The 18,259-nt window shown below is 73.8% G+C and carries 15 protein-coding genes; 7 read left to right on the forward strand and 8 right to left on the reverse strand.

From position 1 onward, the window contains the following. Position 1 precedes the first annotated feature (1 nt). Entirely contained in the window at positions 2 to 3,997 is a 3,996-nt protein-coding gene (gene hrpA, locus O7619_RS14235; RefSeq protein ID WP_282288283.1) for an ATP-dependent RNA helicase HrpA, read from the reverse strand. Between the two features lie 132 nt (positions 3,998 to 4,129). Here hrpA and O7619_RS14240 point away from each other — a divergent pair, with 132 nt between their 5' ends. After that, positions 4,130 to 4,597 carry a cytidine deaminase gene (locus tag O7619_RS14240; protein WP_282288285.1) on the forward strand — a complete coding sequence of 156 codons (468 nt, stop codon included), beginning with the start codon at positions 4,130 to 4,132 and terminating at the stop codon, positions 4,595 to 4,597. Positions 4,598 to 4,632: 35 nt separating this feature from the next. On the opposite strand, the gene O7619_RS14245 is transcribed toward O7619_RS14240, so the two are convergent. Continuing rightward, the gene (locus O7619_RS14245) at positions 4,633 to 5,565 is read right to left on the reverse strand and encodes a MerR family transcriptional regulator (protein WP_282288286.1); all 933 of its coding nucleotides are present in this window, start codon (positions 5,563 to 5,565) and stop codon (positions 4,633 to 4,635) included. Positions 5,566 to 5,681: 116 nt separating this feature from the next. On the opposite strand from O7619_RS14245, the gene O7619_RS14250 reads away from it, so the two are divergent. From O7619_RS14250 to O7619_RS14265, 4 genes are all read left to right on the forward strand, one after another. After that, on the forward strand, positions 5,682 to 6,728 hold the full coding sequence (locus tag O7619_RS14250; protein WP_282288288.1) for an iron ABC transporter permease: 1,047 nt from the start codon (positions 5,682 to 5,684) through the stop codon (positions 6,726 to 6,728). A gap of 113 nt (positions 6,729 to 6,841) precedes the next feature. Then, complete coding sequence (locus tag O7619_RS14255) at positions 6,842 to 7,870, forward strand: iron ABC transporter permease (RefSeq protein ID WP_282288290.1); 1,029 nt, start codon at positions 6,842 to 6,844, stop codon at positions 7,868 to 7,870. Next, entirely contained in the window at positions 7,867 to 8,739 is an 873-nt protein-coding gene (locus tag O7619_RS14260; protein ID WP_282288292.1) for an ABC transporter ATP-binding protein, read from the forward strand. Before O7619_RS14255 ends, O7619_RS14260 begins: the two co-directional genes overlap by 4 nt. Positions 8,740 to 8,783: 44 nt before the next feature. After that, entirely contained in the window at positions 8,784 to 9,728 is a 945-nt protein-coding gene (locus tag O7619_RS14265) for an iron-siderophore ABC transporter substrate-binding protein (protein ID WP_282288294.1), read from the forward strand. Between the two features lie 264 nt (positions 9,729 to 9,992). On the opposite strand, the gene O7619_RS14270 is transcribed toward O7619_RS14265, so the two are convergent. The 4 genes from O7619_RS14270 to trmB form a co-directional block, all read right to left on the reverse strand. Further along, positions 9,993 to 10,892, reverse strand: a complete 900-nt coding sequence (locus O7619_RS14270; RefSeq protein WP_282288296.1) for a hypothetical protein — start codon at positions 10,890 to 10,892, stop codon at positions 9,993 to 9,995. Between the two features lie 130 nt (positions 10,893 to 11,022). Next, the gene (locus tag O7619_RS14275; protein ID WP_282288298.1) at positions 11,023 to 11,670 is read right to left on the reverse strand and encodes a hypothetical protein; all 648 of its coding nucleotides are present in this window, start codon (positions 11,668 to 11,670) and stop codon (positions 11,023 to 11,025) included. A 119-nt stretch (positions 11,671 to 11,789) separates the two neighbouring features. Then, a complete protein-coding gene (locus O7619_RS14280) occupies positions 11,790 to 14,294 on the reverse strand; it encodes a DEAD/DEAH box helicase (protein ID WP_282288300.1) in 2,505 nt (834 codons plus the stop codon). 81 nt (positions 14,295 to 14,375) lie between these two features. Then, entirely contained in the window at positions 14,376 to 15,002 is a 627-nt protein-coding gene (trmB, locus tag O7619_RS14285) for a tRNA (guanosine(46)-N7)-methyltransferase TrmB (protein ID WP_282288830.1), read from the reverse strand. 149 nt (positions 15,003 to 15,151) lie between these two features. On the opposite strand from trmB, the gene O7619_RS14290 reads away from it, so the two are divergent. Both O7619_RS14290 and O7619_RS14295 read left to right on the forward strand, forming a co-directional pair. Beyond that, entirely contained in the window at positions 15,152 to 15,739 is a 588-nt protein-coding gene (locus O7619_RS14290; RefSeq protein ID WP_282288302.1) for a hypothetical protein, read from the forward strand. Between the two features lie 605 nt (positions 15,740 to 16,344). Further along, a complete protein-coding gene (locus O7619_RS14295) occupies positions 16,345 to 16,950 on the forward strand; it encodes a class F sortase (RefSeq protein ID WP_282288303.1) in 606 nt (201 codons plus the stop codon). A gap of 177 nt (positions 16,951 to 17,127) precedes the next feature. On the opposite strand, the gene O7619_RS14300 is transcribed toward O7619_RS14295, so the two are convergent. Together O7619_RS14300 and O7619_RS14305 are read right to left on the reverse strand one after the other, a co-directional pair. After that, the gene (locus O7619_RS14300; RefSeq protein WP_282288304.1) at positions 17,128 to 17,439 is read right to left on the reverse strand and encodes an antibiotic biosynthesis monooxygenase; all 312 of its coding nucleotides are present in this window, start codon (positions 17,437 to 17,439) and stop codon (positions 17,128 to 17,130) included. A gap of 20 nt (positions 17,440 to 17,459) precedes the next feature. Next, positions 17,460 to 18,257: an exodeoxyribonuclease III gene (locus O7619_RS14305; protein WP_282288306.1), complete on the reverse strand. Its 798-nt coding sequence runs from the start codon at positions 18,255 to 18,257 to the stop codon at positions 17,460 to 17,462. Positions 18,258 to 18,259: the final 2 nt, after the last annotated feature.

Below are 18,259 nucleotides of genomic sequence, written 5' to 3' on the forward strand. Positions count from 1 at the left end.
CTCAGCGGCCCTCGGCGTCGTCCATGGCCCGGTAGATGCGCTGCTCCGACACCGGGTACGGGGTGCCCAGAGCCTGGGCGAACACGTTCACCCGCAGCTCCTCGATCATCCAGCGGATCTGCCGGGCCGCCGTCGAGCCCCGCCGGGCCGGCGGCAACGCGGCCAGCATGTCCTGGTATTCCTTCTGCACCACGGCGACGCGGTCCTGTTGCTGTTTGTCCCGCTGCGGGTTTCCGGGCAGCCGGTCCAGCCGCCGTTCGATCGCGGTCAGGTAGCGCAACAGGTCGGGCAGGCGGGCGTAACCGGCCTCGGTGACGAAGCCGGCGTGCACCAGCCCGCCGAGCTGCGCGCGGACGTCGGCAAGGGCCGCCACCACGGCCAGGTTCCGGGTCGCGCCCAGCCGCTGTTCCACCGCGTACGCGGCGGCCAGCACCTGCCGGACCCGGCCCATCACCTCGACCACGGTGTCGACCAGGTCGGCGCGGACCCGTTCGCGCAGCGCCGCGAAGCCCTCGGCGTCCCAGGCCGGGCCGCCCGCGTCCGCCATGAGCTTGTCGATGGCGGCCCCGGTGGCGTCCTCGATCAGCGCCGGCACCCCGCCGTGCGGGTTGCGGGACAGCGCCAGCTTCGCCTCGTTGCTCAGCCGCCCCTGGAGGAACCGCGCCGGTGACGGCAGCGTCAGCCGCAGCAGCTTCCGGGTGCCGGCCCAGTGCGCGGCCTCCTGCTCACCGGCGGAGTCGAACACCTTCACGCCGACGGTGGCGCCCTCGTCCACGAGCGCCGGGTACGCGGTCACCGCGAAACCGGCGCGGACCTGCTCGATGGTGCGCGGCAGCGCGCCGATCGACCACTCGGTCAGCCCGCCGCGGGCCACGTCGGGCGCGGCGGCGGCGACGACCTGGCGTACCTCCTGACGCAGTTGGCGTTGCAGCGCCGGCAGGTCCTTGCCCTCGGCGACCGGCTTGTCGTCGTCGCCGAGCACCCGGAACGTGACCCGCAGGTGCGGTGGCAGCCGGCCCAGGTCCCACGCCTCCGGCGGCACGGTCACGCCGGTCATCCGGCGCAACTGCCGGGTCAGCGCGGCCAGCAGCGGCTCCTCGCCCGGCGTGATCGCGGCCAGCGCCGCCCGCGCGTAGTCGGGCACCGGGACGAAGTTGCGCCGCACCGGCTTGGGCAGCGACCGGATCAACGCGATCACCAGGTCCTCGCGCAGCCCCGGCACCTGCCAGTCGAAGCTCTCCGCCGGCACCTGGTTGAGCAGCGGCAGCGGGATGTCCACGGTGACGCCGTCGGTGGGCGCGGTCGGGTCGAACGTGTATGTCAGCGGCAGCGTCACGCCGTCGGCCCGCCACTCGTCCGGGTAGTCCTCCTCGTCCAGGCCGCCCCGGCCGGCGTTGACGAGCAGCTCGCGGGTGAACGTGAGCAGGTCCGGCCGTTCCCGGCGGGTCTTCTTCCACCAGGTGTCGAAGTGCCGGCCGGAGACCACGTCGGCGGGGATCCGCTGGTCGTAGAAGCCGAAGATGGTCTCGTCGTCGACCAGGATGTCCCGCCGCCGGGCCCGGTTCTCCAACTCCTCGATCTCGGTCAGGAGCTTCTGGTTGTCCCGCCAGAACTGGTGGTGGGTCTGCCAGTCGCCCTCCACCAGGGCGTGCCGGATGAACAGCTCCCGGCTCAACCCCGGGTCGATCCGCCCGAAGGTGACCTTGCGCGAGGTGACGAGCGGGATGCCGTACAGCGTGACCTTCTCGTAGGCCATCACCGCCGCCTGTTTCTTCTCCCAGTGCGGCTCGCTGTAGCTGCGCTTGACCAGGTGCTGCGCGAGGGGCTCGACCCATTCTGGCTCGACCCGCCCGGCCACCCGCCCCCACAGCCGGGACGTCTCCACCAGCTCGGCGGCCATCACCCAGCGCGGTGGCTTCTTGAACAGCGCCGATCCGGGGAAGACGGCGAACTTCGCGCCGCGCGCGCCGAGGTATTCGTGCTTCTGCGCGTCCTTGAGCCCGAGGTGCGACAGCAGGCCGGGCAGCAGCGACTGGTGCACCTTCGGGGTGTCGATCTCCTCGGGCAGGTCGGCGCCGGCGCCACGCCGGCCCTCACCCTTGTCCGAGGTACGCAGGACCTGGCGCAACTGGCCGACGATGTCCTGCCACTCGCGTACCCGCAGGTAGTTGAGGTATTCGGCCTTGCACATCCGGCGGAAGGCGCTGGACGACAACTCCCGCTGCTTCTCCCGCAGGTAGCGCCAGAGATTGAGGTACGCGACGAAGTCCGACTCGGAGTCGGCGAACCGGGCGTGCGCCTGGTCGGCCTGGGCCTGCTTGTCGGCCGGGCGTTCGCGCGGATCCTGGATGGACAGCGCGGCGGCGATCACCACCACCTCGGTCGCGCAGCCGTTGCGCTCACCTTCGAGGACCATCCGGGCCAGCCGGGGGTCGACCGGGAGCTGGGCCAGCCGCCGGCCCAACGGGGTGAGCCGCTTCGCCGGGTCCGTCTCGGCCGGGTCGAGCGCGCCCAGCTCGTGCAGCAGGTTGACGCCGTCGGTGACGTTGCGCCGGTCCGGCGGGTCGATGAACGGGAACGCGGCGACGTCGCCGAGCCCGATCGACGTCATCTGGAGGATGACCGAGGCCAGGTTGGTGCGCAGGATCTCCGGGTCGGTGAACTCGGGGCGGGAGTCGAAGTCCGCCTCGTCGTAGAGGCGGATGCAGATGCCGTCGGAGGTACGCCCGCAGCGGCCCTTGCGCTGGTTGGCGCTGGCCTGGGAGACCGGCTCGATCGGCAGCCGCTGCACCTTCAGCCGGCTGGAGTAGCGGGAGATCCGGGCGGTGCCCGGGTCCACCACGTACGTGATGCCGGGCACGGTCAGCGAGGTCTCCGCGACGTTGGTGGCCAGCACCACCCGCCGGTTGGAGTGCGCGGCGAAGACCCGGTGCTGCTCGGCGGTGGAGAGCCGGGCGTACAGCGGCAGGATCTCGGTGCCGAGCAGCGACCGCTTGTTCTGCACCAGCTTGCCCAGCGCGTCGGCGGTGTCCCGGATCTCCCGCTCCCCGCTGAGGAACACCAGGATGTCGCCGGGTCCCTCGGCGGCCAGCTCCTCGACCGCGTCGCCGATGGCCTGGATCTGGTCCCGGACGTTCTCCTCGTCCGCCTCGTCCTCCTCCTCGGCCTCGGTGACCTCGACCAGCGGCCGGTAGCGGACCTCCACCGGGTAGGTGCGCCCGGACACCTCGACCACCGGCGCCGGGTTGCCGTCCGCGTCGGCGAAATGCTTCGCGAACCGGTCGGTCTCGATGGTCGCGGAGGTGATGACCACCTTGAGGTCGGGCCGGCGGGGCAGCAACTGCCGCAGGTAGCCGAGGATGAAGTCGATGTTGAGGCTGCGCTCGTGCGCCTCATCGATGATCAGCGTGTCGTACTGCCGGAGCATCCGGTCGGTCTGCAACTCGGCCAGCAGGATGCCGTCGGTCATCAGCTTGACCAGGCTGGTGTCGCCCACCTGGTCGGCGAAGCGCACCTTGTAGCCGACCACGCCGCCCAGCTCGGTGCCGAGCTCCTCGGCGATCCGGTCGGCGACCGTGCGGGCCGCCAGGCGGCGGGGCTGGGTGTGCCCGATCAGGCCGGTGACGCCGCGCCCCAGCTCCAGGCAGATCTTGGGTAGCTGGGTGGTCTTGCCGGAGCCGGTCTCGCCGGCCACGATCACCACCTGGTGGTCGCGGATCGCGGCGGCGATGTCGTCCCTGCGCTCGCTGACCGGCAACTGCGGCGGATAGGTGATCGCCGGGACGGCCGCGCGGCGGGACGCCAGTCGCGCCTCGGCGCGGGTCACCTCGGCCGTGATCTCGGCCAGCGCCGCCTCCCGCCGCTGCGGGTCCCGCAGCTTGCGCACGCCGTCGAGCCGCCGCTGGAGCCGGCGCTGGTCGCGGAACATCAGGGGGGCGAGGCGGCGGTGCAGGTCGCGGGCGGTCTCGGCGGCGGCGGGTACGGCTGGATTCGGCATGTCGTCGCCAAGGATAGGCAGCCGCGCGGCGTACCGCCCCCGGGTTACCGGCGGTGGGCGTGCCATCGCTGGTCAGAGCGTCCGCCCGGATAAAGTTGCCGCCGACGAGGTCGACGAGGGACGGGGATGATCATGCGGGACACGGACCGGGCGCTCGTGCAGGCCGCGACCGCCGTCGCCAAGCTCCGCTGCCGCAGCGACAACCACACCGTGGCGGCTGCCGTGCGCAGCGCCGACGGCCGGGTGTTCAGCGGGGTGAACGTCTACCACTTCACCGGCGGGCCGTGCGCCGAGGTGGTGGCCCTGGGCGCCGCCGCCACCCAGGGCGCCGGCGAGCTGGAGACGATCGTCGCGGTGGGGGACCGGGGGCGGGGCGTCCTGCCGCCGTGCGGACGCTGCCGGCAGGTGCTGCTCGACTACTTCCCGGCGATCCGGGTGATCGTCGGGCCGCCGGACGGCCTGCGCGCGGTGCCGGTGTCCGACCTGCTGCCCGAGACGTACGTCTGGTCGGACCACCAGGCCGAGGTGCCGGCCGGCCCGCGTACCGGGGTGTGGCCGCTGCCGGTGGTGCCCGGTAGTCGCCAGTCCGCGGAGGATTGACGGCCGGGGGATGGGCGCGGAGTGGACCAGCCGCGTCAGCCGCCGAGCGGCCGGCCGCGTAACGCCCGGATCGCCCAGTCCAGCACCGGCGCCAGGCTCTCGGCCGGTGGCCACCCGTTCACCACGCCGAGCAGGTGCTCGTACCGCTCCCGCCGAGGATCATGCGCGGCCTCCAGCCGGTCGAGCAGCCGCCGCCGCAGCCCGGCGTCGTCCGGCCGGCCGCACAGCGCGGCGTAGCGGGCCGTGACCCGGGCCAGGACCGGATCGGCGCGGGGTGAGACCGGGTCCACGCCGGCGGCCAGCGCCGGGGCCATCTCCGCCCGGACCAGGGCGACCGCGTCCCGGCGTACGCCCGCGACGCCCTCCCGATCGGCCGCGTGCAGCTCGGCCAGCCGGCGTAGGCCGGCCCGGAAGCCCGGGTCCAGGGCCAGTTCGGCCAGCTCCACCCACGCCTCGACCTGCTGGTCGTCGGCGTCCTCGGGCAGCTCCGGGGTGAGGGACCGGCGGATGCCCGCGAACCCGGGGTCGGCCAGGCCGGTGAAGGTGGCGGCGAGGAGTTCGTCGACCAGCCGGCGGCGCTCCCGCGCGGCCAGCCCGGCCAGGCGGCGCAGCAGATCGGCCTGGGGCGGGGTGGACCCGCGCCGGGCGATCACGGTCAGCGCCGCGCGGCGCGACCGCAGCACCCGGATCTGGGCGGCCAGCGCGTCGGCGTGCGCCGCGGCCACCTCCGGCAGCGTCACCTCCAGGTCCACCACCCGGCGCACCGTGGCCAGGTCCACACCCAGCTCGCGCAGCGTCCGCACCAGGTCGACCCGGGTCACTGCCTGCGGCGTCCAACGGCGGTGACCGGTCGGGCCCCGGTCGGTGGGTGGCACGATCCCCCGGTCGGCCCAGAATCGGATGGTCTTCACCGGTACGCCGGTCCGCCGGGCCAACTCGCCGATCTCGTAACGCTCGCCACCGTTCATGCGCCCACCCTCGCGCCTCCCCCCGGTGGAGGCGCAAGCCCATCGACAACGTCGAGTTAGGTTCGCCTTACCTGGTCAGTTAAGGTAAGGCGAACCTAACGGAAGGCAACACCCCCGTGACCACCGTCGCCGTCCGGCCCGTCCGGGCCGACGCCCCCGCCCGCGGCGGCGCGCCCCGCCGCGTGGCGGTCACCGTGGCGGCGGCGCTCCTGCTCGTGCTCGTGCTGCTGTCCAGCCTGGCGCTCGGCAGCCGGCCCCTCCCGGTCGACCAGGTATGGCTCGCCCTGGTGGCCCCGGACGCCGGCGACGCCACCACGGTGGTCCGCGAGCTGCGGGTGCCGCGTACCGCCCTCGGTCTGGTCGTCGGTCTCGCGCTGGCGCTGGCCGGGGTGCTGTTCCAGGCGGTCACCCGCAACCCGCTGGCCGAGCCGCGCATCCTCGGCGTCAGCGCCGGCGCGTCCTTCGGCGTGGTGCTGGCCATCGCCGTGTTCGGCGTGAGCACGCTCGCCGGGTACGTCTGGTTCGGCATCGCCGGGGCGCTGTTCGCCGGGCTGCTGGTCTTCGCCGTCGCCAACCGCACCCGCGACGGTGCCAGCCCGGTCACCCTCGCGCTGGTCGGCGCGGCCCTCGACGCCGGTCTCGGCGCGGTCGTGTACGCGCTGCTCAGCATCGACGCCCGCACGTTCGAGGAGTACCGCTTCTGGGTGGTCGGCGGGCTCACCGGGCGGGACGTGGGCGTGGCCGGGCAGGTGCTCCCGTTCGTGCTGGCCGGGGTGCTGCTCGCCGCGCTGGCCGCCCGTGGGCTGGACGCGCTCGCCCTCGGCGACGACGTCGCCCGTGGGCTGGGGCACCGGGTCGCCCTGGTCCGGCTGGCCGCCGGCGGGGGTGGGGTGCTGCTCACCGGCGCCGCGGTGGCCGCCGCCGGCCCGATCGCGTTCGTCGGGCTGGCCGTGCCGCACCTGGCCCGGGCGCTGGTCGGCGCCGACCACCGGTGGACGCTGCTGGTCGCCGCGCTGCTCGGTCCCGCCCTGGTGCTGGCCGCCGACGTGACCGGTCGCCTGGTCTCCCCGCCCGGCGAGATCCCCGCCGGCATCATCACCGCCCTCCTGGGCGCCCCCCTGCTGGCGATCCTGGTCCGTCGCGCCAAGGCCGTGACCGCATGACCGCCCCCCGCTCCCGTTCCCCTCTCCGCGATCGTGCGGTTGCTGCCCCGGCAGAGCAGGCGAATCGCCCGTTCGAGGGGCCGCACGTGCCAGATCGCCGGGGGTGGGGTGGGGTGCCCGCGGGGAAGGCGCTGCTGCGGGTGGGGCCGGTGGCGGTGCCGTTCCGGTGGCGGCCCCTGGTCGTGGCGGGGGTGCTTCTCGTGCTGCTCGGCGGTGCGGTGGTGCTGAGCCTGTCGCTGGGGACGCCGTACGTGGCGCCGGGCGACGTGGTCCGCTCGCTGTCCGGGGCGGGTACCCCGTACGACCTCGTGGTGCGCGACCTGCGGCTGCCCCGCGCGGTGCTGGCGGCGCTGGCCGGCGCGGCGTTCGGCGTGGCCGGCACCCTGATCCAGAGCGTGGCCCGCAACCCGCTGGCCAGCCCCGACGTCATCGGCGTCACCCAGGGCGCCGGGCTGGCCGCCACCGTGGCGCTGACCAGCGGGGCGGCGGCGGTCCTGGTGGCCCCGGCGGCGCTGGTCGGCGGGCTGGCCGCGGCCGTCCTGGTGTTCGCGCTCGGCGCCCGGCACGGCCTGGCCGCCCAGCGGTTCGTGCTGGCCGGCGTGGCGGTGGCGTTCGCGTTCCGGGCGCTCACCGAGGTGGTGATGCTCACCGCCGACCCGATCGACGGCCTGCGCGCCCAGCTCTGGCTGATCGGCACCCTGGCCGGCAAGGGCTGGACCGAGGCCGGCTGGATCGCCGGCACCCTCCTGGCGCTGCTGCCGGTGTTGCTCTGGGCCGGCTGGGCGCTGCGCAGCTCGGCCCTGGACGACGACACCGCGCGGGGGATCGGGCTGCGCCCGGTGGCCCGCCGGATCGGGCTGGCCGGCACCGGCGTGCTGGCCGCCGCCGCGGTCACCGCCCAGGTCGGCGCCGTGGACTTCGTGGCGCTGGTCGCCCCGCAGGTGGCCCGCCGGCTGGTCCGCGCCGAACGCCCGCCGCTGGTCTGCGCCGCCCTGCTGGGCGCGCTGCTGCTGGTGCTCGCCGACCTGGCCGGGCGCCGGCTGTTCGCGCCCACCCAACTGCCGGCCGGTGTGCTGACCGCCGCCATCGGCGGCCCGTACCTGATCTTCGTGCTGCTGCGCACCCGAGGGAGGCGGTCGTGACCGCGTTGCTGTCCACCCGCGACCTGGTCGTCGGCTACGAGGGCCGGACCGTGCTGGACGGGTTGGAACTCGACCTGCCGGCCGACGCGTTCACGGTGATCGTCGGCCCGAACGCCTGCGGCAAGTCGACCCTGCTGCGCACCATGGCCCGGCTGCTCACCCCGCGCCGGGGAGCGGTGCTGCTCGACGGCGCGGCGATCCGCGACCTGCCCACCCGGGACGTGGCCCGGCGGCTGGGCGTGCTGCCGCAGAGCCCGCTGGTGCCCGAGGGGATCACCGTGGCCGACCTGGTCGGGCGCGGCCGGCAGCCCTACCAGCGGTGGTGGCGGCAGTGGTCGGCCGAGGACGGCCGGGCCGTCGACGAGGCCATGCGGCTGGCCGACGTGACCGGGCTGGCCGACCGCGCGGTGGACACGCTCTCCGGCGGGCAGCGCCAGCGGGTCTGGATCGCCATGACCCTCGCCCAGGACACCGACGCGCTGCTGCTCGACGAGCCCACCACCTTCCTCGACCTGGCCCACCAGGTGGAGGTGCTGGACCTGCTGCACCGGCTGCGCGCCGAGCGGGGCCGGACCGTGGTGGCGGTGCTGCACGACCTCAACCAGGCCGCCCGCTACGCCGACCACCTGGTCGCCATGCGCGACGGCGCGGTGGTGGCCGCCGGCCCGCCACGCGAGATCCTCACCGCCGACCTGGTCCGCGACGTCTTCGGGCTCGACTGCGTGGTCGTGCCCTGCCCGGTCACCGGCGCCCCGCTCGTGGTGCCCGCCCGCACCCAGACCTCGGCCGCCCCGCCCGCACGCACCCACTCCCCGGCCGCTCCGGCCGGCACGCCGGCCCCGGTCGGCGCCCCCGTCGGCGACGCCTGAGCGCGCCGGCCCGCACCCGCACTCGCACCACGGAAAGGAACCTGATGCGTCGCCTCGCCGCCGTACTCACCACCGCCCTCGCCCTCGGCGTCGGCCTCACCGCCTGCGGGGAGAGCGACCCGGTCGCCGGCGCCGGCGCCGGGGAGACCCGGGACATCACCCACGCCATGGGCGCCACCAAGGTGCCCGTCGAGCCCAAGCGCGTGGTGGTGCTCGACACCGACAAGATCGACACTGCGCTGTCGCTGGGCGTCACCCCGGTCGGCGCGGCCACCGCCGGCGAGGCGAAGAGCTGGCCCACCTACTTCGGCGCGGAGAAGCTCACCGGCATCACCGAGGTCGGCGTGCTCACCGAGCCCGACCTGGAGGCGATCAACGCGCTCAAGCCGGACCTGATCCTCGGCAGCAAGTTCCGCCAGGAGAAGTTCTACGACGAGCTGTCCGCCATCGCGCCGACCGTGTTCACCGAGAAGGTCGGCGTCACCTGGAAGGAGAACTTCCTCCTCGACGGCGCGGCGCTCGGCAGGGAGCAGCAGGCCAAGGACCTACTGGCCGCGTACGAGAAGCGGGCGACGGACTTCGGCGCGAAGCTCGGCGACGCGGACGCGCGCAAGATCTCCATCGTGCGTTTCATCCCGGGCAACATCCGGGTGTACGGCCCGGACTCGTTCTCCGGCATCGTGGTCGGCGACACCGGCCTGGGCCGCCCGGAGCGGCAGCGCCTGGAGGGCAAGGAGGACAGGCGCTTCGACCTGGTCAGTGCCGAGCGGGTCAACGAGGTCGACGGCGACGTGGTGTTCGTGACCGCGTACGGCGAGAAGGCCGCCGCCGAGCAGGCGAGGGTCACCACCGGGAGCCTCTGGAAGGGCCTGTCCGCGGTGAAGGCCGGCAAGGCGCACGTGGTCTCCGACGAGACCTGGATGACCGGCATCGGCGTCACCGCCGCCAACAAGATCCTCGACGACCTGGAGAAGTACCTGGCTGCCTGACCCCCTCCCTCCACCCCCACGCCCTTCAGCGCGCAAATTCACGGAAAGTGTGGCTATCCGGCGCCGGATAGCCACACTTTCCGTGAAAGCGCGCGGGTGGGGCGCGGGTGGGGCGCGGGTGGGGCGCGGGTGGGGCGCGGGTGGGGCGCGGGTGGGGCGCGGGTGGGGCGCGGGTGGGGCGCGGGTGGGGCGCGGGTGGGGCGCGGGTGGGGCGCGGGTGGGGCGCGGGTGGGGCGCGGGGGCGCCGGTGTGGGTGGGGTGGGGTCAGCGGGGGCGTCGGCGGGTGGTCAGGGCGGCGCGGATTTCGGCGAGGACGCCGTCGAAGTCCTCGGCCATGCGTCTGCTGGTGACGTGCAGGACGATCCAGTCGTCACGCAGGATCTGGTTGAGGCGGCGGCGGTCGCGGTGGAACTGCTCGGCGTCGTGGTGCCAGAGCCCGTCATACTCCACCGCCACCTTGAGGTCCGGCCATGCGAGATCGACCCTCGCCACGAAACGACCCTGCCGGGTGATCACGTGTTGAGTCACCGGCCGGGGCAGGCCGGCGCGGATCAGCCGGACCCGTAGCCGTGACTCCGGCAGTGATTCCGCGCCGCCATCGGCGAGCCCCAGTGCCTCGGCGAATCGACGGGCGCCACGTTCTCCGGCCCGCCGTCCCAGGTACGCCATCAGTTCGGCGCGATCGGTGGCCTGCCGGTGCAGCAGCGCGTCGATGTGTGCGACCGCCTCCACGCCGTCCAGCCAGCAGGCGAGGTCCCAGCACGTGCGCGCCGGTGTGGTGACCGGTGCCCGGTCGACGCGGAGCACCTCGCCTTCCTGCCAGTTCGCCACGTGGATGCGGAGCCCGGCTACCGGTCCGAAGCGCGCCGACGGCTCCACCAGCACCTCGACGGGTTCCTCGGGGCGCGGCTGTGGTCCGCCGAGCAACGCGACCGCCGATCGGCCGGCGATGGCGCAGCCCGGAGGGAACAGCCAGGACGCCGCCGCGCGGCAGCGCGTGGCGTGGGAGATCTCCAGGCGGGCATCGGCGTAGACGTTGTGGAACAGTTGCCGCCAGGCGCTGCTGCGCAGCTCGTTGCGGGTGAGCAGCCCACGATGAACCGCTTCCCGCGCGAAGAACACCTTGCCGACGAGTTCGGCCGGCCGACGAGGACAACGAGGCACCCCACAACCTTGCCGCCCCCGCTGACTCCCCGAAACCCCCTGTGGACAACCCACGCCGCCACCTCGCGCTTTCACGGAAAGTGTGGCTATCCGGCGCCGGATAGCCACACTTTCCGTGAATCTGCGCGCGTCAGGCGGCGGTGGACCAGATCGCGCGGAACGCGGCGGCCTCGCCGGCCAGCCACTGCTCGATCTGCTCGGGCTTGGCGTCGGCGGGCATCCGGTGCGCCTCGCCTCGCCGCACGTCGACGAGGACCGGCTCGGCGTGCGGCAGCACGGCGTCCATGTGCCGGGCCATCAGGTGCAGGGTCGCCAGGGTGGCCTCCTCGCTCGGCGGCGCCTCGTCGAAGTGCAGCCGGATCGCCTCGGCCCGGCCGTCGGCGAAGCGTACGCCGAACTGGGGGTTGATCTTCACGGGCAGGTCGCCCAGCATCGCCAGCGCGTCGCGGGCCTGCGCCAGGTCGACACCGGTCGGGTCGCCGAGCGAGTGCAGCCACCGGGTCGCGCCGGGCGTGAGCGCCTCGTAGAGCGGGCGCCACCGTGGCTTGACCACGTCGGCCACCTGGGCCAGGTGGGTGCCGCCGGTGTGGAACGCCACGTCGGCCTTGAGCGCCTTGACGAACTGGCCGTGCGGGTTGAAGCCGTGCCGGCTGGCCCGCTGGCGGCGCAGACCGCCGACGAACGTGGCCTTGGTGGGGCCGGTGCGGTCCACGTAGCGGGTGAACCCGAGCAGGGTGGCGTAGGGGGTGACAGGGGCGGCGGAGGTGGGCGCAGTCACGAGCATCCTCCCAGGTCAACAGCTCGTTTAGTACATACATTCTAATCGACGGGTCTGACATTGCCCAGGGTGTGAAAAGGGCCGCCCGGACATCCCGGGCGGCCCTTTTTCGCGTAGTCCTAGAGCTGGCCGACGTCGGTGACCCGGATGACCGCCGCGCCCACCTCGTCCGAGGCCGCGAGGTCCACCTCGGCGCTGATGCCCCAGTCGTGGTCGCCCTCCGGGTCGTCCAGGATCTGGCGTACGGTCCACCGCTCGCGGCCCTGCTCGATCATCAGCAGCGCCGGCCCGCGCGCGTCCGGCCCCACCCCGATCGAGTCGTACGCCTCGAAGTACGGCTCCAGCGCGTCCGCCCACGCGTCGGCGTGCCAGCCGTCGCCGGCGTCCAGCTCGCCGAGCAGGTCCCAGCGGCGCAGCGCGGCCAGCTCGACCCGGCGGAACAGCGCGTTGCGCACCAGCACCCGGAACGCCCGCGCGTTGCGGGTGACCGCCGGCGGCCGGTCGTCCAGCGAGGCGGCCACCTCGGCCACGTCGGACGGGTTGCGCAGCCGCTCCCACTCGTCGATCAGGCTGGAGTCGACCTGGCGGACCAGCTCGCCCAGCCACTCGATGAGGTCGACCAGTTCCTCGGTCTTGGCGTCCTCCGGCACGGTCTGCCGCAGCGTCTTGTACGCGTCCGCGAGGTAGCGCAGGACCAGGCCCTCGGAGCGGGACAGCCCGTAGAACTGGACGTACTCCGGGAACGTCATGGCCCGCTCGTACATGTCCCGGACCACGGACTTCGGGGCCAGCTCGTGGTCGGCGACCCACGGGTGGCCCTGCCGGTACATCTCGTACGCGCCGGTCAGCAGCTCCGCCAGGGGCTTGGGCCAGGTCACCTCGTCGAGCAGTTCGAGGCGGGCCTCGTACTCGATGCCGTCGGCCTTCATCGCGGCGACCGCCTCGCCGCGGGCCTTGAACTGCTGCGCGGAGAGGATCTGCCGCGGGTTGTCCAGGATTGCCTCGATCACGCTGAGCACGTCCAGCGCGTACGACGGGGACTCCCGGTCGAGCAGCTCGATGGCGGCCAGCGCCAGCGGCGACAGCGGCTGGTTGAGCGCGAAGTCGAGCTGGAGGTCGACGGTGAGGCGCACCCGCCGGCCGGTCTCGTCCGGCTCGGGCAGCTCCTCGACCACGCCGCCGGCGCGCAGCGCCCGGTAGATGGCGACGGCCCGGCGGATGTGCCGGCGCTGGGCGGCCGGGTCCTCGTGGTTGTCGGTGAGCAGGTGGCGCATCGAGGCGAACGCGTCGCCGGGCCGGCCGATCACGTTGAGCAGCATCGAGTGGCTGACCTGGAAGCTGGACGTGAGCGGCTCCGGCTCGGCCTCGACGAGGCGTTGGAACGTCGGCTCGCCCCAGCCGATGGAGCCCTCCGGCGGCTTCTTCTTCACCACCTTGCGGCGCTTCTTCGGGTCGTCGCCCGCCTTGGCGAGCGCCTTCTCGTTCTCGATCACGTGCTCGGGGGCCTGCACCACCACCCGGCCGATGGTGTCGAACCCGGCCCGCCCGGCCCGGCCGGCGATCTGGTGGAACTCGCGGGCCTTGAGCAGGCGCGTCCGCACCCCGTCGTACTTCGAGAGGCCGGTGAAGAGCACCGTGCGGATGGGCACGTTGATGCCGACGCCGAGCGTGTCCGTGCCGCAGATGACCTTGAGGAGGCCGGCCTGGGCGAGCGTCTCCACCAGGCGGCGGTATTTCGGGAGCATGCCGGCGTGGTGCACGCCGATGCCGTGCCGGACCAGCCGGGACAGCGTCTTGCCGAAGCCGGAGGTGAACCGGAAGTTGCCGATCGCCTGAGCGATCATGTCCTTCTCGGCGCGGGTGCAGACGTTGACGCTCATCAGCGCCTGCGCCCGTTCCAGCGCGGCGGCCTGGGTGAAGTGCACCACGTACACCGGGGCCTGCTTGGTCTGCAGCAGTTCCTCGAGCGTCTCGTGCAGCGGCGTGGTCGCGTACGAGAAGAGGAGCGGGACCGGCCGCTCGGCCGAGCGGACGACGGCGGTCGGCCGCCCGGTGCGCCGGGTCAGGTCGTCGACGAAGCGGGTGGTGTCGCCGAGCGTGGCGGACATCAGCACGAACTGGGCCTGCGGCAGCTCGATGATCGGCACCTGCCAGGCCCAGCCGCGGTCCGGCTCGGCATAGAAGTGGAACTCGTCCATGACCACCTGGCCGACGTCGGCCCGGCGGCCCTCCCGCAACGCCAGGTTGGCCAGGATCTCGGCGGTGCAGCAGATGATCGGGGCGTCCGCGTTGACGCTGGCGTCACCGGTGAGCATGCCGACGTTCTCCGCGCCGAAGACCTCGCAGAGCGCGAAGAACTTCTCCGACACCAGCGCCTTGATCGGCGCGGTGTAGAAGCTCGTCCGGTCGTCGGCGAGCGCGGCGAAGTGCGCCGCGATCGCCACCAGGCTCTTGCCCGAACCGGTCGGCGTATTCATGATCACGTTCGCGCCGGAGACGATCTCGATGACCGCCTCCTCCTGGTGGGGATAGAGGTCGAGGCCGCGCTCGGACGCCCAGGAGGCGAACGCGTCGTAGAGGGTGTCCGGGTCGGCGGTCTTCGGCAGCGCGGCGGTGAGAGTCATGGCGGCTCCCATCGTGCCTGGACGGCACCCCGCCGCGCCAACCGGGTTCCGCGCCCCGGCTCCGCTTTCCGGGCTCCGGTTTCAGCGCCGCCGGTGGATCAGGTCGAAGACCTCCCGGCCGGCGGTCAGCGCGCGCCGCTCGAACTTCGTCACCGGCCGGTGCGCCGGGCGGGGCGCGTACCCGCCGTGCACGTCGACCAGCTCCGGGTCGGCGGTGAGCGTCGCCCGCATCGACTCCGCGTACTCGGCCCAGTCGGTGGCGCAGTGCAGCGTGCCGCCGGACGCCAGCCGGGACCGCAGCAGCGCCACGTGCGCCGGCGCGATGATCCGCCGCTTGTGGTGGCGGGTCTTCGGCCACGGGTCGGGGAAGTAGACGTGCACCGCGTCCAGGCACCCCTCCGGCATGGCCCGGACCAGGTCCAGCGCGTCCCCCTCGGCCACCCGGACGTTGCCCAACCGGTGCCGCTCCACCAGCTCCAGCAGGTTGGCGATTCCCGGCGTGTGCACCTCGACCGCCAGATAGTGTCGGCTCGGGTCGGCCGCCGCCATGGCGGCGGTGGCGTCGCCCATGCCGGAGCCGATCTCCAGCACCAGCGGCGCCCGCCCGTCGAACAGCACCGCCGGATCGCACGGCCCGTCGAGGGCGGCGATCCGGAGGCCGTACGCGGGCCAGAGCCGCGCCAGCGCGTCGTGTTGCCGGTCACTCATCCGCCCGCGACGCGGATGGAAGGTGCGGATGCGGGCGGCGGGGGCGTCGGTGGAGGTCACAGCGACCCGAGCCTACGCGACCGCCGCGTCGATCGGATGTGCGGTGCGGCCGGGGGTGAGAGGATTCATCCCGTACGCCGGGAGGGGTCATGGGATCGGTCAGGGGACGGGTGGCGCTGCTGGTCGCGGCCGTGGCGTGCGCGGCCCCGCTGCTCGGCGCGACGCCCACCCGGGCCGCGCCACGTGTCGCCGAGCCGGGGCCGGAACAGCCGGGCGCGGGCGACGTGATCTTCGTGGAGGTCACCCCGGGCACGGTGGAGCCGGGCTACCTGGTCGGCGTCCGGGCGAGCTGCCGGGACAACTCGGTGCCGGCGATCGTCGCCTCCGACGCCTTCGGCCGGATCCAGGTGCAGCCGCAACGCGGGCTGCTCACCGCGTCGCCGATGGTCTACGAGCGCACCCGGCCCGGCAACTACCGGATCAAGCTCGAATGCCCGGGCGGCGAGACCGCGTCCACCATGCTCCAGGTGGTCAAGCAGGCGCAGCCCACCCGGCCGCCGACCCACCCGCCCAGCCACTTCCCGAGCCACTTCCCGAGCCGCGGCCCGGCGACCGGCTTCGGCGGCACCGCCGGCCCCGGTCTCGGCGGCTTGCTGGTGCCGGTCGGGCTGGCGCTGACCATGGTCGGCGCCGGGCTCGGGGTGGCCGCCTCCCGCCGGCACGCCGCACGGCGCTGAGTCCCGCCATGGCCGACCACTACGCTCCGCCGCCCGCCGGCCCCCGGCGCTTCGGGTGGCCGTTCGCCGCCCTGCCTCCGCCAGCCGCCCCGCCCGCCGGTCCTCGTACCGACGGCCGGCCGTCCGTCGGCACTCGTGCCGGCGCCGTCCCGCCCACTGGCCCGCGTGCCGGCGCTGTCCCGCCCACTGGCCGGCGTGCCGGCGCTGTCCCGCCCGTTGGTCCTGCTGCCGACGATGCGGCGCCTGCGGGATCCGGGCCACCCTCCGGTCCACGGTCGTGGAGTCCGCCGCCTGCCGATCCACCACCTGTTGACGCGGACACCCGGTCCCGTCCGGCGCACGTCCCGCCGTCCGCGTCGCGGCCCTGGATGCCACCGCCTGCCGCATCCCGTCCCTGGAGTCCGCCCCCGGCCGGTCCGCTGTCCGAGCGATCCCGGTCCGCCGGTCCGCCGCCCGCTGGTCCGGCGCGGGCCGGGTCGCCGCCCGCTGGGTCGCCGCCCGCTGGGTCGCCGCCCGCTGGGTCGTCGCCCGCTGGGTCGTCGCCCGCCGGGTCGCCGGAGGAGCGGGATCGGAGGCGGAGCCCCTGGTCGAAACCGCTTGCCGTCGTGCTGGTGCTGGTCGGCGTGTTCGCCGTCGGGGCGGGGCTCGGCCGTACCGCCGGGCCGTTCGACTGGGCCGAGGCGTCGGCCGGGTCGAGTGCGGCGGTAGCGTCCGGGTCGGCCCCGGCCCCGGCGCCGGTCCGGAAGCCGGCCAGCCTCCCGGTCCGCCTGTCCGTGCCGGCGATCAAGGTCACCGCGCCGGTCACCCCGGTCGGTCAGGCGCGCGACGGGTCGGTGGACGTGCCGCCGCTTACCGAGACCGACCAGACCGGCTGGTACGACCGGGGTGCGGTACCGGGCGAACCCGGCCGGGCAATCATCGTCGGTCACGTCGACAGCAAGAGCGGGCCGGCCGTGTTCTACCGGTTGCGCCAGCTCAAGCCGGGCGCCCGGATCCAGGTGACCCGCGCCGACCGCAGCGTGGTGACGTTCACGGTCGACAGCGTGGAGTATTTCGACAAGGCGAAACTGCCCGCCTCCCGGGTCTACGGCGACTCCGGCCCGGCGGAACTGCGCCTGATCACGTGTGGCGGCACCTGGCTCGGCGGACGCACCGGCTACGAGGACAACGTGATCGTCTTCGCCTCTCTGCTCACCACACGTCCGCGCTGACCCGTCCCTGGGAGATCTTGGTACGGAACGGCCCCTCTGGGGGCGGATTCGTACCAAGATCTGGCCGGTCTCATGATCGATCCCGTGATGCTGAACGCCTGTCTCGAATGGCGGGAGCTTCGCCCACTATGCGTCGATCATGCTCCAGAAGCCCTGACCGGAGCCGTGGCCGGGCGCTCAGGGGGTGGGGACCTGGAGGGCCACCTCGAACTCCAGGAGGGTGGCCCCGGTGGCCACCGGCTTGCGGGGCTCGCCGTTGCCGGCATGGGCCTCTCGGGACGGGCCCTGCGCCCACGCCTGGTACGCCTCCTCGGTCTCCCACCTCGTGTAGACGAAGTAGCGGGTCTCGCCGGCGACCGGGCGGAGCAGCTCGAAACCGAGGAAGCCGGGGGAGTTCTCCACCGCGCCGGCCCGGGCCGCGAACCGCTTCTCCAGCTCCTCGCCGGCGCCGGGCGGAACATCGATCGCGTTGATCTTCACGACTGCCATGCCGTCCACCCTACGGCGACTCAGAGCGCCTCGACGGCGGGCACCAGGTCGGCGTCGACCACGATCGGGGCGTGGTCGGAGGGGCCCCTGCCCTTGCGGGCCTCCCGATCCACGTACGCGGAGCGGACCGCGTCCGCGAACGGCGCGGTGGCGTACACCAGGTCGATCCGCATGCCCTTGTTCTGGTGGAACATGCCGGCGCGGTAGTCCCAGTAGGTGTAGGGGTGCGGTCCCTTCATCGGGGTGGGCACCACGTCGGTCAGGCCCAGGTCGCGCAGCGCGGCCAGGGCGGCCCGTTCGGCCGGTGTGACGTGGGTGGAGGTGGCGAACAGCGCCGGGTCCCAGACGTCGGCGTCGGTGGGCGCGACGTTGAAGTCGCCGCAGACGGCGAGCGGAATGGCGGCGGCGACCTCCGGTGCCAGCGCGTCGCGCAGCGCCGCGAACCAGGCCAGCTTGTACGTGTAGTGCGGGTCGTCCGGGGCGCGGCCGTTCGGCACGTACACCGACCAGACCCGCAGGCCGTCGCAGGTGGCCGCGATGGCGCGGGCCTCCGGCTCGGGGAACCCGGGCTCGCCGGTGAACCCGACCGTGACGTCGGCCAGCCCGACCCGGGACAGCACGGCCACGCCGTTCCACCGTCCGTCGCTGTGGCTGGCCACCTCGTATCCCAGCTCGCCCACCTCGGCGACGGGGAACGCCCCGTCCGGGCACTTCGTCTCCTGGAGACAGACGACGTCGGGCTTCGTCGTGCCCAGCCAGTCGAGCAGCCGGGGGAGACGGGCCTTCACCGAGTTGACGTTCCAGGTCGCCAGGCGCATGC

The organism is Micromonospora sp. WMMD998, assembly GCF_029581235.1.
Classification (GTDB): domain Bacteria; phylum Actinomycetota; class Actinomycetes; order Mycobacteriales; family Micromonosporaceae; genus Micromonospora.

Coding starts and splice junctions, on each gene's coding strand:
- O7619_RS14245 (WP_282288286.1), bottom strand. CDS start 5,565: ATGAACGGTGGCGAGCGTTACGAGATCGGCGAGTTGGCCCGGCGGACC.
- O7619_RS14265 (WP_282288294.1), top strand. CDS start 8,784: ATGCGTCGCCTCGCCGCCGTACTCACCACCGCCCTCGCCCTCGGCGTC.
- hrpA (WP_282288283.1), bottom strand. CDS start 3,997: ATGCCGAATCCAGCCGTACCCGCCGCCGCCGAGACCGCCCGCGACCTG.
- O7619_RS14305 (WP_282288306.1), bottom strand. CDS start 18,257: ATGCGCCTGGCGACCTGGAACGTCAACTCGGTGAAGGCCCGTCTCCCC.
- O7619_RS14290 (WP_282288302.1), top strand. CDS start 15,152: ATGGGATCGGTCAGGGGACGGGTGGCGCTGCTGGTCGCGGCCGTGGCG.
- O7619_RS14280 (WP_282288300.1), bottom strand. CDS start 14,294: ATGACTCTCACCGCCGCGCTGCCGAAGACCGCCGACCCGGACACCCTC.
- O7619_RS14240 (WP_282288285.1), top strand. CDS start 4,130: ATGCGGGACACGGACCGGGCGCTCGTGCAGGCCGCGACCGCCGTCGCC.
- trmB (WP_282288830.1), bottom strand. CDS start 15,002: ATGAGTGACCGGCAACACGACGCGCTGGCGCGGCTCTGGCCCGCGTAC.
- O7619_RS14300 (WP_282288304.1), bottom strand. CDS start 17,439: ATGGCAGTCGTGAAGATCAACGCGATCGATGTTCCGCCCGGCGCCGGC.